This is a genomic window from Nocardia sp. CY15 (assembly GCF_009829295.1).
Lineage (GTDB): Bacteria > Actinomycetota > Actinomycetes > Mycobacteriales > Mycobacteriaceae > Nocardia > Nocardia sputi.
This window is the reverse complement of the sequence record NZ_VUOT01000016.1, coordinates 1-15,298: the sequence shown is the minus strand read 5'-3', so window position 1 is coordinate 15,298 and position 15,298 is coordinate 1. Positions and strand designations below refer to the sequence as shown.

Genomic DNA, 15,298 nt, shown 5'->3' with positions numbered 1-15,298 from the left:
CTCCTGTGTTGCGAAACGGGGGATCACGGCCTGCCCGCGTCAGGCGAGCGGGCCGAACCGCCAGATCCGGACAGGCATCTGCTCGGGAGTGACGGTGCCGACGACGTCGACTCCGGCGTCGTGGAAGGTGTCCACCGCCCGGTCGACGTGGTCGGCGGAGGTGATCACCACGGCGTCGCGTGCGCCGATCGCGCGCATGATCGTGGCCGAGTGCGCGGCGTTCTGCACGGTCGTGCCCGCCTCCGCTTCGAGATGGATCCGGGCGGCCGGGATGGCGCGGGCGATCAGCCAGTCGGCCATGGCCCGTGCCTCGGTGACGCCGTTGCGCGCGTTGCCGCCGGTCACGATGATCGGCGAGAAGGGCGCCAGCAGGGCCTGCAGGTAGCCGGCGTGCAGACGGTCGACCAACTCCGGGCGCATGCCGCCGTCGGGCAGCAGTCCGTAGCCGAGCACGACGATGGCGGTCACGGGCCCGCGCACTGTCGGCGGAGGCGACGGCGCCGTGCCGAACGGGCCGAGCGGGCCGAGAGCCGAAGGGGCGGCGGAGGAGCCCGAGCCCTCCGCCGAGGCGTACGGGAGGTGGGTCAGCGCGGCGGTGACCGCGAGCGCGCCCAGCAAGACGCGAGCCGCGGTGCGGGCGGTGGGAACCATGGTGACGGACATGGGATCTCCAAGCGGTTAGCCATCGGATGGCCACCGATGGCTGGTGTGAAGCTTCGTCCATGATGAGCCCATCGGCCGTTTCGGAACCGTAACCGTCTGGTGATTTGGATAATTCACCGTTTTCGGGCTGACCGCTTGTGCGTCTCGACCTACTCGTCGAATTCCCGGAATTGCGCTTCCCGCGCTCCTTTGTGCCGAATCCCTAGTCGCGACAAACGCATTCGTGAGGTCTCCAGAGCCAGCCGTTCCGCGTAGGCGGTCGCGTTCCCCGGTTCTAGCGTTGGCGCAGCTTCGGCGCCGTCGATCGGCAAGAACGGCGCCGGCCGTCGAACACCGTTGTTCTGCAGGAAGGCAACCAATGAAACGAAGTACCTACGGACGCTCGTCCCTGGCGGCGGTGCTGCTGAGCGTATCGGTGCTCGCTGCCGGTGCGACCGGCGCGAACGCGGTGCCGGAGGCGCAACCGACCGAGCAGCAACTGGCCGACTACATCGCGGCGGGACGGAAAGTGGCGCCGGTAGCCGACTCCGGCAGCGCGGGTACCGGCTCGGCGTGTACCTCGGGCAGTGGCGCGGGGTCGGGCAACGGGTCCGGTGACTGCTACGGCGGTTCGGGCAGCAGCTCCGGGTCCTCCGGCGGCTACGCCAGCGACACCGTGGGTTACGGTCCGCCGATGACCTCGTGGCTGGCCGCGTTCGGCTACGGGTTGACCCATCCCGACGCCGCGCCACCCGGGTCCAACGACTGGAACTGCAAGCCGGCCGCCGAACGCCCGCGCCCGGTCGTCATGGTGCACGGCACCTGGATGAACGCCTACAACGGCTTCGCCTTCATGGGTCAGCCCATCAAGGACGCGGGCTTCTGCACATTCACCTTCAATTACGGGCGGTCCAACCTGCTCGAGGGCGGCGGTCTCGGATCGGTGCTGCCCGGCGTGATGGGCACCGGGTACATCCAGGACTCGGCCGAGCAGCTGGCTACGTTCGTCGACCGGGTGCTGGCCGCGACCGGAGCCTCGGAGGTGGACATCGTCGCGCATTCGCAGGGCGGTTCGATGTCGAACTGGTACACCAAGTTCGAGGGCGGCGCGGCCAAGGTCAAGAATCTGGTCACCTACGGCGCCACCCACCACGGCACCAGCCTGATCGGCATCGGCGCGCTGGGCCGGGCGATCAACAACTTCGGCATCGACATCCTGGGCTTCATCGAGATCTTCGTCGGGCACGCCGGCATCCAGCAGACGATCGGCTCGGACTTCGTCAACAAGCTCAACGAGAACGGCGACACCATCCCCGGCGTGGACTACACCATCGTCGGCACCCGCTACGACGAAATCACCAATCCCTACGATCTGACTTTCTTGAAGGCGGCGCCCGGCGTGACGGTGCACAACATCACCCTGCAGGAAGGATGCGAGCAGGACGTCTCCGATCACCTCACGATCATGTACTCGCCACGGGCACTGTCCATCGCGTTGCGTGCGCTGGACCCGGCCGGGCATCCGAATCTGGAGTGCACCTTCAACCCGTGGTTGCTCGGCGGCGGAGGCTCGCTGTGACCGCCGGATGACTTGCTTGCGTCGAGCGGCGTGACCTGTGCCCCTGACTCCGCGCGCTCGCTCGACGGAAGCACCGCCCGCCACGCGTTTCGCCCGCCGGACAGGATCCCTCAACCCCGCCCCTGGCCCGGCGCGCACGTCCCCGACACGTGGCGGTATGCCCACCGAGCGGATCTTCGCACCCTCCGCTCGGTGGGCATCGGGCTGTCACGGGATGCCCGGTGCCCTAACTCGCCGAATGTTCTTCGGCGATCCTCAGGCTCCCGGCGACCGCGGGCTCCGGAATCGGTCGGCGTGTTCGGCCACCCAGTGCGCGAAGGTGCGTGCCGGTCGGCCGGTCACCCGTTCGACGGTGTCGACGACCGTGGTGGCGGCCGCATCGGCCGCGGCGTACCAGCCGATGACGTACTCGGCGTCCGCTCGGGACACGCCGGTGGCGATCAATCTGTCGACGGCCTGTTCGTGCGTGATCGGGACGAAGGTGGTCTCTCTGTCCAGGGCCTCGGCCAGGATCGCGATCCGTTGCCGCGGCGTCAGCGATTCCGGGCCGGTGAGGTTGTAGGCCCGCCCCGCGTGGCCGTCGTGCAGCAGCGCGACCGCGGCCACGGCTCCGATGTCGGCTTCGTGCACCAGTGCGCTGGGCGAGTCGTACGGTTCGCGCACTACGCCCTCGGTCCGCACGGAGTCGATCCAGGTCAGCGTGTTGGACATGAACTCCTGCGGTTCCAGGCGCGTCCACTCCACACCGGAGTCCGCCACTGCCTGCTCGACCGGCCCGACCCCGCCGCCCCACACCACGGTGATTCGTCGCACGCCCGCGTCCACCGCTCGCCGCACCAGCTCGGGGCCGGTCTCGGCGAGCCCCGCCGTCACGGTGATGTGCAGCCGGTCGACGCCGTCGAGGGCCGCGCCCAGCGTATTCGGGGCAGTGTGCGTGCCCGCCACCACCTCGACCTCCGGTGCGAAAAGCCTCGCAGCGGCAACGGGGTCGCGTGTCAGCGCCCGGACGTGCTCGCCGCGGCGAACCAGCTCTGTCACGACGTGGCGGCCGGTGTTCCCGGTGGCGCCGGTGACCAGTGTTGTCATTCGAACTCCTCTCGTCGCCGTCGACGCTAGAAGCTCAACTTTGCTCGAGGTCAAGGACTCGGGAGCGATCCCCCTTCGCGCGGGATCGCCCCGGCGGTGGATTTGGAAGAGGCGCGACGAAGCGCTGGCAGCAACGCCCTCGCGATCGGCGGGTATCCCGATCGCACTCGCTGGGCTCTCGGCCCACGTCGCGGCCTCGGCAGTGGTGGCAGCCCTTCGCGCGGCCGCGTTGAAAGCTGTTCTGCTCAGCGCTGTTTCGACTCGAGGTGTGTGGTGAGGAAGTCGAGCTGATCGGCGACGACCCGCTCGACGATCGGTGGGTGGTAGACGGTGAAATGGTCGGCGTCGTAGTGCTCGACGACGGCGCGCGGTGCTGTGGCGGCCACCTTCGCCGCGATGGCGGGATCGATGAGATTCTCGCGGTCGCAAGCGCACACCAGCAGTGGGCATCGCACGCGTGGGGCGAGAGCCGCGGCGTTGTAGAACAACATACCCAGCCCGGAACTGGCTGTGATGCGGTTGTCGAACCGGTAGCCAGGGGGAGTAACTGACTGCCACCCTTCCAGAGCGCCGGGCTGGGTGACGAAGGCCGCCTCGCCTGGCAGACCGACCAGCGGCACGTATCGCCGGGGGAGCCGCAACGCGGCGCGCACCAGGTCGGAGATGATCGGCACAGTGAACCGGGCCAGGTGCCGCACTCCCGCTTTGGCGACCACCGCGCGCCCGCTGAACACCGGGCACTGCACGACCGCCGCGGCGAGTTCGGGGTGACGGGCCGCTGCGGCGAGTACATGGCTCGCGCCGAACGATGTTCCCCACAGCGCGATTCGGCCGGCATCGAGTTCGGGGTGGGTTCCGACGAACGCCAGCGCCGAGTCGACGTCGGTGGCATACCGGCGATGGCTGACCAGCTGGCGGGGCAGGCCACCCGATTCACCGAGGTGGCGGAAGTCGAAGGCCACCACGGCAAGGCCCGCTTCGGAGAACCACTTCTCGTACTGGCCGAGCGTCATCTCGTGGGTCGCGCCCCCGCCGTGGACGAGCACGACGACCGGATGCGGCCCGGGGCCCTCCGGCAGGGTCAGCCAGGCGGCGCACTGGTCGTCGCCGGAGGGGAAGGTGGTGCGGATGATCATGGTCATGACACCTCGATTTAGGTACGTTGTACGTGAACATGCAGAGTTAAACACGTACTTCGTACGTAAACAAGGAGGAGTATGCCCGCCCCCCGGAAATTCACTCGGGAGCAGTTACAGATCGCCGCGCTCGCCCTCGTCGACGACCAAGGGCTCGCCGGCTTGACCATGCGCAGCCTCGCGGCGACATTGGGCACCGGCGCGATGACGATCTACAACTACGTCGACGGCCGTGAGGGGCTCGAGCAGCTCGTCACGGAGGCCGTGATGAACGAAACGCGCTGGGATCACGCACCCTCCGAGGACTGGCGTGCGGAGGTCCTCGCGGTCGCCGAGGGAATGTGGCGTGCCGTGCGCGCCCACCCGCACGCCATCCCGCTGATTCTCACCCGGCGCAGCGTCGATCTGGCGGCACTGCTGCCCGCCGAAGCCCTTCTGCGGGCGCTCGCGCGCAGCGGCAGGTCCGGGGCCGAACTGCTGGTGGCATTTCGTGCGGTGTCCGGATTCGTCACCGGATTCGCCCAGGCCGAACTCGCTGGGCCCTTGTCCCTCGCACGCGGCGAGGATGCCACCACGATCACCGACCGGGTCGCTGCCCTGTCATCCGAGCGGTTTCCCAAACTGATCGAAATCGCCCACGCGGCGGTCACGAGCACCCCCGAAGCCGAGTTCCGAGCCGGGATGCGCATCATCCTCACCGGACTAGAGGCGGGAACGTCCGCCTGCTGACGGCCATGGCGCCGAGGACGGGGAACCGGCCGCAGGGGAAGCGACGGATGCGCAGCGACGTCCGCGCAGGAGGTCGCCTGCGGGGCAATAGGTAAGGTGGAGACGGCGAATCGGTGCTCCGATCTCGTGGCGGCAGGGGGCGATGTGCGATCGATGATGGTGCCCGCCGACGACGGTGCCTTGCTGCACGTCGGCGTCACGGGACACGGTCCGGATGTCGTAGTCCTGTCCGGTGGACCGGGCGGCGGCCATTACCTCGAGGATGACGGGCTCGCGCCACACGGGATGCGGGCGTGGTACCCGGAGCCCAGGGGCGTCGGCCGCTCCCAGGGTGGGCCGCACGACTTCCGCCAGGCAGTCGCCGATATCGAAGCGGTGCGGCGAGCCGGAGGTGTCGACAGCTGGGTAGTGCTCGGCCATTCCTGGGGCTCGGACCTGGCGGTGCGTTACGCGCTGGACCACCCCGACCGAGTCGGGGCCGTTGTCGGCGTCGCCGGGCACGGCCTGCACAAGGACCGCACCTGGTCGCAGGCGTACGAGTCCTCGCGGCATCTGGAAGCCGACATCGACATCGACTGGGACCCAGGCGTCCACGCCGCACTGAGTGCGTCGTTCGTGGAGTGGATCCACGAACCGGATCTGCTCCGCCGACTGGCGGACTCCGATGTGGTCATGACTTTCGTCGCCCCGCAGCACGATATCCGTCCGTCGTGGCCGCTGCGGCAGCTCGCCACATTGGTACCGCACGGCAGGTTCGAGGAACTACCCGGCATGGCCCACAACCTGTGGTCGACCGATCCTGACGTGTGGGTCGACCTCGTCACGAGACTATGCCGCGTACACCTGATCACCGTGTCCGAGTAAGTTCGGTTAGTTGCTGTCATTCGGGCGCGGTGGCGTGACGGACGACTTACTCGATGCGGCAGGACGCGGACGTGAGCTCACCGCTGCGTTGGGGGTATGCCTCAGCCGTTTGTCCAGGGTCGGAGCTTGTCGGGATTGCGTATCGCCCAGAGGCGGGTGATCCGGTCACCGGAAATATCGAACGCGATCACCGTCACGGTGGCACCGGCCTGCTGAATCACGAGTCCGGGCTGTCCGTTCACAGTACGTTCCAGGATCGCCATATCCGGCGCCTTCGCCGCGATGGCGACAACGGCCCGCGCGATCCGCTCGCTTCCGTCGATCGGGTGGAGTTCGGCGCTGACCAGGCCGCCACCGTCGCCGATCGCCGTGGCATCGGGGTCGAGCAGGGCGACAAGGGCGTCGATGTCCTTGGCTTCCCACGCCCGTTTGAAGTCCCGGACGATGTCGGCGCGTTGGAGCGGCGGAACCGCGATGCCCTGCGACGCGCGAACGCGCCGACGCGCCGAGGAAGCCAGCTGGCGACAGGCAGCCGGGCTGCGGCCGACGATCTCGGCCACTTCCGCGAACGAGTAACCGAAGACGTCATGCAGGACGAACGCGACGCGCTCGGCCGGGGTCATCGATTCGAGGACGACCAGGAATGCCATGTTGACAGACTCGTCGAGGGTGACTCGGTCGGCGGGGTCGTCCATGCCGCCACTGGACCATCCGGTGATCCACTCCGTACGCTCCGGCAGCGGCTCGGGGATCCATTCGCCGACATAGCGCTCTCGCCGGGCGCGTGCCGAGCCGAGCAGGTCGAGGCAGATGCGGCCGGCGACCGTCGTCAGCCAGGCGCCGGGGGATTCGATGGCGTCCTGCCGTCGGCGGGGCATGGCGTACCAGCGGGCGTAGGTCTCCTGAACGACATCCTCTGCCTCGGCCAGGGACCCGAGCAGCCGGTACGCGAGATTGATCAGCCGGCGCCGCTCGTCCATGATCGCGCCCAGGCTCGGATCCGCCGAGCCGCCTGCCTGCTCGGATCTGGTGGTCATGGTGTACCGGCTCCTCTGGTCGCGTCCGTCTTCACTGGTTCGACGAGATACCGCACCGATGTGTGACGTTCTCACGACGCACTGTCGCTGTGGTCACGCACCGCATCGGCCACACGCGGACCACGGTTGCGCGGACCTGGAGACCGGCAGGGTGGAACGGGCGGGGAACAAGTCGCTATACGTGCGCGGCGATCCGCCGATCGATCACCGCCAGCGCGAACTCCGCCCAGCGAATGTTCTCCTGCTCGAACGAGATTCCGCGCAGCAGCGTGAGGTAGGGGCCGACGCGTTCGGCCTCGACCAGATACGCCTGCTCGCTGCGGCCGTTCAGCAGCCGCGAGCGAAGGCGTTCGTAGCGGGCCAGTTTCGCCTTCGACCACTCCAGCTTGTCGGCCACCGCGGCGCGCACGGCCGGGGCGTCCTCGACGTCCATGCCTTGCACCTTCACCATCATCTCGTCGCGGATGGCGGTGGGCTTGGCGGGTGCTCGGACGAACTCGTGCAGCGCCGCTCGCCCGGCGGCGGTGATGGCATGCAGGCGCTTGTTGGGGCGGCGCTCCTGCTGCACGACCCTGGTCTCGATGAGGCCATCGGCAGCCATGCGCTCCAGTTCCTTGTAGAGCTGCTGAGGCGTGGCCATCCAGAAATTGGCCACCGAAGCGTCGAAGCCCTTGGCGAGGTCGTAGCCGGACGCTTCGCCCTCCAGCAGGGCGGCCAGTACCGCGTTACGTAGCGCCATCCAGTCAAATTACCACGCATGCGACTATTCAAATATTTGCGCGCTGACTCCTGGACACCGCTGATGATGCGCACTAGCGTTGGGAGTAACTATTCAACTAATTTACTATGGAGGTGGGCGTGCATCCCTTCCGGGCAGCCGTGGAGGCACGGGACGAAGCGGCGATCGAGGCGCTGCTGGCCGACAATGTGGTGTTCACCAGTCCGGTGGCGTTCAAGCCGTATCCGGGCAAGGCCGTGACCGCGGCGATCCTGCGCGCGGTGATCCGCGTTTTCGAGGACTTTCGTTATGTGCGTGAGATCGCCGACGCGAACGGTCGCGACCACGCGTTCGTGTTCGAGGCGAGAGTGGACGGCAAGCAGCTGACCGGCTGCGACTTTCTGCACTTCGACGCGGACGGGAAGATCGACGACTTCATGGTCATGGTGCGGCCGCTGTCGGCCGCGCACGCCCTGGCCGCGCGGATGGGGGAGCAGTTCGAGCGCATCGAGGCCGAGGCCGCCGCGCAGCTCGGGCGTCCGGCGGCGCAGGCGTGAGCGACTTCGACGCGACGGTCATCGGCGCGGACATCGCCGGCTCGAGCACTGCCGCGACCTACTCGCGATACGTCGCCATGGGCGACAGCCAGACCGAAGGCGTCGGCGATCGCGGCGACCAAGGCGGCTTACGTGGTCTGGCCGATCGCTTCGCCGAACTGCTCGCCGCGATCAATCCAGATTTGCGCTACGCCAACCTCGCCCTTCGCGGCAAACTCGCTCGCCAGGTGCACGCCGAACAGCTCGGCGCCGCCCTCGCATTACGGCCGGACCTGGTCACCGTGGTCACCGGATTCAACGACCTGTTGCGCCCGGGATTCGACGCCGACGAGGTCGCCGGACACCTCGATGCCATGTTCGCGGCGCTCACCGCCCACGGCGCCGTGGTGGCCACGCTGACCTTCCCCGAGGTCACGCGCATCACCCCGCTGGCGCGTCCGATCGGCGGCCGGGTCATCGCACTCAACCATCGCATCCGCGCATGCGCCCAACGGCACGGCGTCATCGTCGCCGAAACGACCCCCACGCCGTCGTCACCGATCCCCGCCTGTGGAGCCCCGATCGGCTGCACGCGAGCCCGATCGGCCATCAACGCATCGCCGACGCTCTCGCCCACGCGCTGCGGCTGCCCGGCGCCGACGACCGTTGGACCAGCCCGTTGCAACCGGCGCTGCCCGAGCGCGGTGTGTTGGCCGTGGCGGCGAACGAGCTGCGCTGGGCGGCGACTTTCCTCGGCCCTTGGCTCGGGCGACGGCTGACCGGGCGGTCTTCCGGCGACGGCCGTACCGCCAAACGCCCCGACCTGCTGCCGGTTTGCGACCGCACGGCCGCTGCGACTGCCGCGACCACGGACCGGTGAAGACGGTCCCCGGACGCTGCGGATAGATAACAGAATGCTGCTTCGGATGGATAACAGAATGCTTCGGAGCGTTCTGACTTGTTATAGAAGAAGGGGGAAAGGTGGAGAGAATATTCGACCTGAAGTACGAAAAATTCTCCCTACCGGATACCTATCGACATAGAACAAGTTGAGGAGTAAATATCATACCTGACGGTCAACGTCGCCCGCCCGGGGGGAATCCAACACATATCGGTCCCGATGATTGGACTCCCGATGATATTCAAGAAATTAGTGGCGACCGCCCTGATGGCCATCGCGTCAACGGGCATTGCCATGGCAACGGCACACGGTGAGGGCACCCTGGCAAACCTCACGATGAACGGGGTGGATGGGCCTATCGCCTACACGACAACTCTGGCGGCTGATCACCGCAGCGCAGTCGTCGATCTCGCTTCCGGCAGATTCGAAGTAACGCCGGACGCGGTCAACGTGGTCGCGGACGACGGTGCGATTGTCGGAACGATCCCGACGACACTGCGTATGGAGACCGGCCAGAACTTCAGCGTCACACCGTCGCTCGACCCGTCGGGTAGGACGCTGACGATGACGCCGGCAGGTGGCACACCGTCACCCGCCGCGGTCACACCCGAGGTGCAGGGCCTGATGCACGATGCCCTGCTCGGTGGCGCCTTGCTGGGTGCGGCGATCGGCTGCGCGATCGGCATCGCCATCGGAATCTGGTTCTTCGTCGTCGGCGCCGTCATCGGCTGCGCGGTCGGTGCTGCGGTAGGTGCCTGGTTCGGCTTCTTCTTCACCCCGTTCTGATCGATATCGGGAAGAACCGAATCAAGATAGTCGACACGGCCGAGCGGGCCACGAACCCGCTCGGCTTCGCCATGCGAAATGGTCGTTCGGTCGACGGCCCGATCGCAGTACTCGAGCAGTGCGGTGATCATTGTGTCCGGTGCCGCCGACAGACGAGCAAGCACGGAATTCTCGAACGCTTCCATCAGAAGATGAATCGCGCAGCCGGTCACCACAGTCGACTCCGCCCGATTCGTCGATGAGAACCGAGAAATCTGGATGGTGGTGTAGAACTCGGGGACCGATACGAATACGACCACAATGACGAAGTACTTGCTGCTCGAGCACTACGGGTGCCCCGGTCGACGACGTGCCCATGGACCAGTGGACGCCGCAGGAGTTCTCGGCTCACATGCAATACATGCGCGACTTCGCGGCCCGGCTCGAGGAGACCGCGAGTACGTCGACAGTCAGACGCTCGCCCCCGAGGGCATGTCAGTCCGGTGCGAAGGCGAGGGCCGACCGCCGGTCACCGACGGCCCTTTCGCCGAGACCGAGGACCTCGTCGGCGGCTGGATGGTGAGTGACTCGAGGCGCGGCCGTTCCTGACCGCGCCGCCCATCACGGAGTGACCTCCGAGATGACCTGCCGCGCCAGGCCGCCCGACTCAACGCCCGCCGATAGCTCTGCCGGGCCGCGCTCGAATTGTCCCGACGCACTCGGCGTGGCCCCATGACACCGAGTTCCCCGAGGGATGCTCTCGCATCCGAAACGTCGTCCATCCCCGCGCGAGCGCACCGAGCCGCGCGCCCGTTCGGAACCGGATCGGCGCGGCGCGACGGATCGGCGCGGCTCGGCGTGACTCCACGGCTTGACCCTGACACTGTGACAAGGACTTGAGTGGTCGACGAAGGAGGTGGTTGTCGTGAACACAACCAACCACGGCGAGCCGGATGCTCGCCTTGTCGACGCTCTCGCCGACACTGATTCGTCGGCTCGGCAGCGGGCGGCGCTATCGGCAGGCACGCTGGGCGATCCCCGTCTCGCGGAGATCCTCGCCGCCCGGTGTGCCGTCGAACCGGATTTCTTCGTCCGGGACATGCTGACCTGGGCGTTGTGCCGGTTGCCACCCGAGATCACGGTACCGAGGCTGCTCGCCGAACTCCGGTCCGACATCGCCCAGGCCCGCAGTCAGGCGCTGCACACGCTGTCGAAGATCGGCGACCGGAGTGCCTGGCCCGCGGTGTCGACACTGCTGCACGACGAACACGACGAGGTCGCGCAAAGCGCGTGGCGGGCCGCCGTGGTGCTCGTTCCGCCCGGCGCGGAGGGCGAACTCGCCGCCGATATGGCGACCGCGCTCGGACGGGGTGACCACCATGTGCAGCTCAGTCTGAGCCGCGCACTGGCGGCGCTCGGAGAGGCCGCCGCGCCGGTTCTGGTTGCCGCGATGGCGAATCCGGATCCACGCGTTCGCGCGCATGCGGAGGCCACCGAGGGGCTGCGTCGTGACCCCGACAGCGGGTTCACCCTCTCGGTGGAAATGGCCAAGCGCGTCGCCGCGACCGGTCCGGACGCATAAAAGGAGACGATGGATGTTGATCGGTGAGGTTTCGCGGCGTTCCGGCGTCAGCACCCGCATGCTGCGCCACTACGACGCGTTCGGTCTGGTGAAACCGACGCTCCGCACATCCGGTGGTTACCGTGAATACTCCGCCGACGACATCCGTCGCCTCTTCCACGTCGAGTGCCTCAGGACTCTCGGGCTGTCGCTGAACGAAGCCAAGCGGGCGCTGGACGAACCCGGTTTCGCTCCGGCCGAATTGGTGGGAGAGCTCATCCGGCACACGCGAGCGCGGATCGCGTCCGAGGAGGAACTGCTCAGGAAGCTCGAGCGCGTCGACGCGGCCGCGCCCGCGCAGTGGGGGGACGTCCTCGGCATCGTCACGTTGTTGCACGCGCTGGAATCGGAGTCCGGAGCCCGCCGTCAGCAAGCGGTGCTGTCGCAGAACGAGCGCACGTCGCTGCCGGTCGAAGCCCTGGTCGAGGCGGCGCTGTCGGAGAACGACCCGAATGTCGCCGGAGCGCTGCGGTGGTCGTTGGCGAGGGCGGCCGGTGAGGGGTTGAAGGACCTGGCCGTCGGTCTGGATTCGGGGGCGGTCGAGGTCCGGCGGCGGGCGACTGTCGCGATAGCGGCAGTGCCCGCCGCGGAGGCGACGATGCTGCTGAGGAGGGCTCTGGACGACCGCGACGCGACGGTGCGAGACCGCGCTGCCCTGGCTCTGGGCTCCCGGCGTGTCGCCGAGGCGATGCCTGCCCTGCTCGAGATGGTCGTCGAAGGGCGGTCCGATGTCGAGGCCGCCGAGATGCTGGGATTGTTGGCGCAGGACGCGGCCTGTGCCGACGACATCGTCCGGGCGATGCGGGACCGGCTCGACAACACTGTCGACGCCCCGACACGTCTGCGGATCACGCAGGCGCTCGCCGAGCTTGCGGGCACCGCGGCACGGGAAGCCCTCATAGCGCTGACTGCCGACGACGACCGGACGATCGCGGCGACCGCGTCCGCGATTCTGCGCTCGAGACCGCCCGAAATCGAGTTCACAGATTCGCTCGGACGTCTCTCAACGTTCGAGGAGGAAGCCCGCCGCCCGTTCCGCAACGATTGATCCCGACTTGCCCTCCGGTCCGAAGTGGTCGAGTCCGTCGATGGTGTCGAGGGTGGCGTGGGGGAGTGTGCGGGCAAGGACGTCGAGTTCTGTACGCGTTGTCGACGGCGTGCGAGTTCCGCGAAGGATCAAGGTCGCGGTGGTGAGGTCGGCGAACTCGTGCAGCCGGTCGTGCTGCGCGGCCAATTGCTCGTGTTCGGCCAGGTTGGCTGCGAGCAGCGGCCGCATTCGCTGCCATCGCCGCCCGCGGAATCCGATGCGTAACGCGGTGCGCAGATACCAGTGGGGCAGCCTGGCAACGAATCCCGGCGCGCCACCGGATCCCTGGATGAAATAGGCGAAGGCGGCGTAGGGGTCGCCCGCGGCCAGCCGCTCACGGTAGGGGGCCATCCATCCGGTGGCTACCTGGCCGCCGGGTACCCCCGGCTCGTAGAGCACGACGCGGTCGAACACCGGTGACGACCGTTCCGTCTCGAGAACGACGAGTCCGCCATAGCTGTGTCCGAACGCCAGCCGCGCGCCGGTTTCAGCTTGCACGGCGAGCACGTCGTCCACTTCCTTTCGCAAGAGGTAGTCCTCCCCGAGTGGGCCGCTCGCGCCGCGCCCGCGTCGTTCGAGGAGATGCACAGTGCAGGACTCGGCCAGTGCCGATGCCAACGGTAGATAGTCCTGCGCGGTGAACAGTGAGCCGCCGATCACGATCACTCCCGGCCCGCTGCCCATGGTTCGGTAGCCGATCGGTGTGCCGTCTGTCGAGACGACCGAGCGCTGCATGGCCGGTGTGACCGGTACGTCGGCATTCATGTGAGGGACTCCAAGCGCTCGAAGGTGGCCAGCAATCGCGCGGTGTGCCGCGCGTATTCGTCGTAGGGCACGCCGCTTTCGGCGACGACTGCCGCCAACCGCTCTTCGAGGCCGCGCTGGGCCGCGGCTACCAGCTCCTGCCCTTTGCCGGTGAGACTGAGCCGGCGGCTTCGTCCGCCTCCCGGGTCGGGGCGCACGTCGAGCAGCCCGTCGGCGGAGAGGACCGCCGCCATGCGACTGACCGACGGTTCCGTCACACCGAGCCGGTCGGCAAGAGTCCGCTGCGTCGAGGCTCCCAACTCGCCCACGAACGTCAATGCCAGAAAGCGGCTGTAGGACACGCCGTGCTCGGCTCGCAGAATGCGGTCCGCCGCTCGATCCAGACGGGCGGTGAGCACGTGCAGGTCGAAGCTCAGAGTCGGTTCCACCTCCATAACTTAGCATGCTAACTTAGCAATGCAAATCGATCGCTCGTTCGATTCGGTCGGGCAATCGTCGAGCAGTGACGCGGGATGCTGGATTCAGCGTTCGTTCGGCGCGTGCGCGGCACCGAGAGGGGGCAGGCCCTCCCGATACGTCGGGTAGGCGGGGGACCAGCCGAGTTCGCGTTCGGCTTTGGCGGTGTCCAGTCGGATGTGACTGCTCACCAGCAGGGCGTGCAGATAAGGTGTCGCCCGTAGCAGCCACCCGGGGATGCGGCGTGGCGGCGGGGCATCGGCCACGGCCGCGAGAGCATCGAGGTAGTCGCCCATATCGACCGGCTCCCGGTCGGCGATGTTGTAGGCCTCGCCTGGCCGGCCACGTGCCAAGGCCGCGAGGGTCGCGGAAGCGGCGTCGGCGATGTGTATCGGGTGCAGGGTCCCGGGTTCGCGCGGCACCGGCAGCCTGCGGCGGCGGAGGCTGTCCATCATCCCGAAGGTGGCCGGTTCCGGCCCGTAGAACAAGCCGTAGCGCAGTGCGATACCGCCGTATCCGAGCACCTGTTCCTCGTTGGAGCGCAGTGAGCGCATATGGGTCTCGAATGGGCCGTGACCGAGGGGCGCGAAAGGATGATCCTCGCTGAGCGGAGCCGGGCCGTGGTTGCACCAGCCGTAGCCGAGGAAGAACGACTGTGTCACGAATTGCCGGGCGCCGACGGTTTCCGCCGCCCGCAGCAGATTGCGGGTGCCCTTGTCACGCAGTTCGTCGGTGGCGTACAGGTCCCGATGCCGGGTCGGTGTCCTGGTGAGCGCGGTGGCCTGGTGGACCACCGCGTCCGCACGCAGACCCGCGACGGCGTTGCGTAGCGCAGCGGCGTCCAGGATGTCCGCGACCACCGGACGAACACCGGACTCGGCGAGGCGATGGCCGCCGGCGGCTGTTCGGGTGAGGCCGAGCACGGTATGGCCGGCCGACCGCAACAGAGGGATCAAAGCGGAGCTGATCGTGCCGGTCGCGCCGGCGAGCAGGATCCTCACGGTTTCACCTCGAGACCGTGGCGGCTGAATTCCGCGTGCGCAGTTCCCGCAGGCGGATGACGAGGCGCGATCATCATCAGCCCGATCCCGATCTGGAAGACGCCCGCGTCGTGCAGGAAATGCTCGTGCTCCGGCCAGTTGGCCCATTCGGCGAAACCAGCCGGGTCGATGCGGCACCAGATCCCGATACCCAGCATCGATGCCGCTGCCACAAGGGTGACGACGGTGACCGAACGATTCATGGTTGCCTCCCTAAGTTTGTGGGTGTCTGGGGTTGGTGCCCTGGATGCCCAGGGCGGTGGGGTGTAGCTGATGGTTGGTTGCTGTTGTTGTGGCTGCGAAGGAATGGCTGCCCCACCGTGCTGGACGCTCCGG

17 protein-coding genes and 1 pseudogene are annotated in these 15,298 nt (G+C 67.7%); 9 read left to right on the top strand and 9 right to left on the bottom strand.

Features of this window, described 5'->3' with window-relative positions; all coding sequences use genetic code 11:
* Positions 1–39: 39 nt before the first annotated feature.
* Positions 40–663 (bottom strand): YdcF family protein, encoded by a 624-nt coding sequence (locus GVY39_RS18825; RefSeq protein WP_159926508.1) that lies wholly within the window; start codon positions 661–663, stop codon positions 40–42.
* Positions 664–1,021: 358 nt separating this feature from the next.
* On the opposite strand from GVY39_RS18825, the gene GVY39_RS18820 reads away from it, so the two are divergent.
* A complete protein-coding gene (locus GVY39_RS18820) occupies positions 1,022–2,221 on the top strand; it encodes a triacylglycerol lipase (protein ID WP_159926510.1) in 1,200 nt (399 codons plus the stop codon).
* Between the two features lie 255 nt (positions 2,222–2,476).
* Here GVY39_RS18820 and GVY39_RS18815 read toward each other — a convergent pair whose 3' ends face one another.
* The gene (locus tag GVY39_RS18815) at positions 2,477–3,307 is read right to left on the bottom strand and encodes an NmrA family NAD(P)-binding protein (RefSeq protein WP_159926512.1); all 831 of its coding nucleotides are present in this window, start codon (positions 3,305–3,307) and stop codon (positions 2,477–2,479) included.
* 245 nt (positions 3,308–3,552) lie between these two features.
* A complete protein-coding gene (locus tag GVY39_RS18810) occupies positions 3,553–4,449 on the bottom strand; it encodes an alpha/beta hydrolase (protein ID WP_201295271.1) in 897 nt (298 codons plus the stop codon).
* 75 nt (positions 4,450–4,524) lie between these two features.
* On the opposite strand from GVY39_RS18810, the gene GVY39_RS18805 reads away from it, so the two are divergent.
* Entirely contained in the window at positions 4,525–5,172 is a 648-nt protein-coding gene (locus GVY39_RS18805; protein WP_159926514.1) for a TetR/AcrR family transcriptional regulator, read from the top strand.
* Positions 5,173–5,325: 153 nt separating this feature from the next.
* Positions 5,326–6,036 carry an alpha/beta fold hydrolase gene (locus GVY39_RS18800; RefSeq protein WP_236565542.1) on the top strand — a complete coding sequence of 237 codons (711 nt, stop codon included), beginning with the start codon at positions 5,326–5,328 and terminating at the stop codon, positions 6,034–6,036.
* 101 nt (positions 6,037–6,137) lie between these two features.
* On the opposite strand, the gene sigJ is transcribed toward GVY39_RS18800, so the two are convergent.
* Entirely contained in the window at positions 6,138–7,073 is a 936-nt protein-coding gene (gene sigJ, locus GVY39_RS18795) for an RNA polymerase sigma factor SigJ (RefSeq protein WP_159926516.1), read from the bottom strand.
* A gap of 175 nt (positions 7,074–7,248) precedes the next feature.
* The gene (locus GVY39_RS18790) at positions 7,249–7,812 is read right to left on the bottom strand and encodes a PadR family transcriptional regulator (protein WP_159926518.1); all 564 of its coding nucleotides are present in this window, start codon (positions 7,810–7,812) and stop codon (positions 7,249–7,251) included.
* Between the two features lie 119 nt (positions 7,813–7,931).
* On the opposite strand from GVY39_RS18790, the gene GVY39_RS18785 reads away from it, so the two are divergent.
* From GVY39_RS18785 to GVY39_RS18760, 6 genes and pseudogenes are all read left to right on the top strand, one after another.
* The gene (locus tag GVY39_RS18785; protein ID WP_159926580.1) at positions 7,932–8,348 is read left to right on the top strand and encodes a nuclear transport factor 2 family protein; all 417 of its coding nucleotides are present in this window, start codon (positions 7,932–7,934) and stop codon (positions 8,346–8,348) included.
* On the top strand, positions 8,345–9,106 hold the full coding sequence (locus GVY39_RS18780; RefSeq protein WP_369412163.1) for an SGNH/GDSL hydrolase family protein: 762 nt from the start codon (positions 8,345–8,347) through the stop codon (positions 9,104–9,106). The genes GVY39_RS18785 and GVY39_RS18780 overlap by 4 nt, the downstream gene beginning before the upstream one ends.
* A gap of 416 nt (positions 9,107–9,522) precedes the next feature.
* The gene (locus tag GVY39_RS18775) at positions 9,523–10,014 is read left to right on the top strand and encodes a hypothetical protein (protein ID WP_223516195.1); all 492 of its coding nucleotides are present in this window, start codon (positions 9,523–9,525) and stop codon (positions 10,012–10,014) included.
* A gap of 300 nt (positions 10,015–10,314) precedes the next feature.
* Positions 10,315–10,581: pseudogene (locus GVY39_RS18770) on the top strand (YciI family protein); the annotation flags it as partial.
* Positions 10,582–10,909: 328 nt separating this feature from the next.
* On the top strand, positions 10,910–11,575 hold the full coding sequence (locus GVY39_RS18765) for a HEAT repeat domain-containing protein (RefSeq protein ID WP_201295272.1): 666 nt from the start codon (positions 10,910–10,912) through the stop codon (positions 11,573–11,575).
* Positions 11,576–11,588: 13 nt separating this feature from the next.
* Positions 11,589–12,662, top strand: a complete 1,074-nt coding sequence (locus tag GVY39_RS18760; protein WP_159926522.1) for a MerR family transcriptional regulator — start codon at positions 11,589–11,591, stop codon at positions 12,660–12,662.
* Here GVY39_RS18760 and GVY39_RS18755 read toward each other — a convergent pair.
* The 4 genes from GVY39_RS18755 to GVY39_RS18740 form a co-directional block, all read right to left on the bottom strand.
* Entirely contained in the window at positions 12,618–13,466 is an 849-nt protein-coding gene (locus GVY39_RS18755; RefSeq protein WP_159926524.1) for an alpha/beta fold hydrolase, read from the bottom strand. The genes GVY39_RS18760 and GVY39_RS18755 overlap by 45 nt on opposite strands.
* The gene (locus tag GVY39_RS18750; protein WP_159926526.1) at positions 13,463–13,900 is read right to left on the bottom strand and encodes a MarR family winged helix-turn-helix transcriptional regulator; all 438 of its coding nucleotides are present in this window, start codon (positions 13,898–13,900) and stop codon (positions 13,463–13,465) included. Before GVY39_RS18750 ends, GVY39_RS18755 begins: the two co-directional genes overlap by 4 nt.
* Before the next feature lie 87 nt (positions 13,901–13,987).
* Complete coding sequence (locus GVY39_RS18745) at positions 13,988–14,923, bottom strand: NAD(P)-dependent oxidoreductase (RefSeq protein ID WP_159926528.1); 936 nt, start codon at positions 14,921–14,923, stop codon at positions 13,988–13,990.
* A complete protein-coding gene (locus GVY39_RS18740; protein ID WP_159926530.1) occupies positions 14,920–15,165 on the bottom strand; it encodes a hypothetical protein in 246 nt (81 codons plus the stop codon). Before GVY39_RS18740 ends, GVY39_RS18745 begins: the two co-directional genes overlap by 4 nt.
* Between the last annotated feature and the right edge of the window lie 133 nt (positions 15,166–15,298).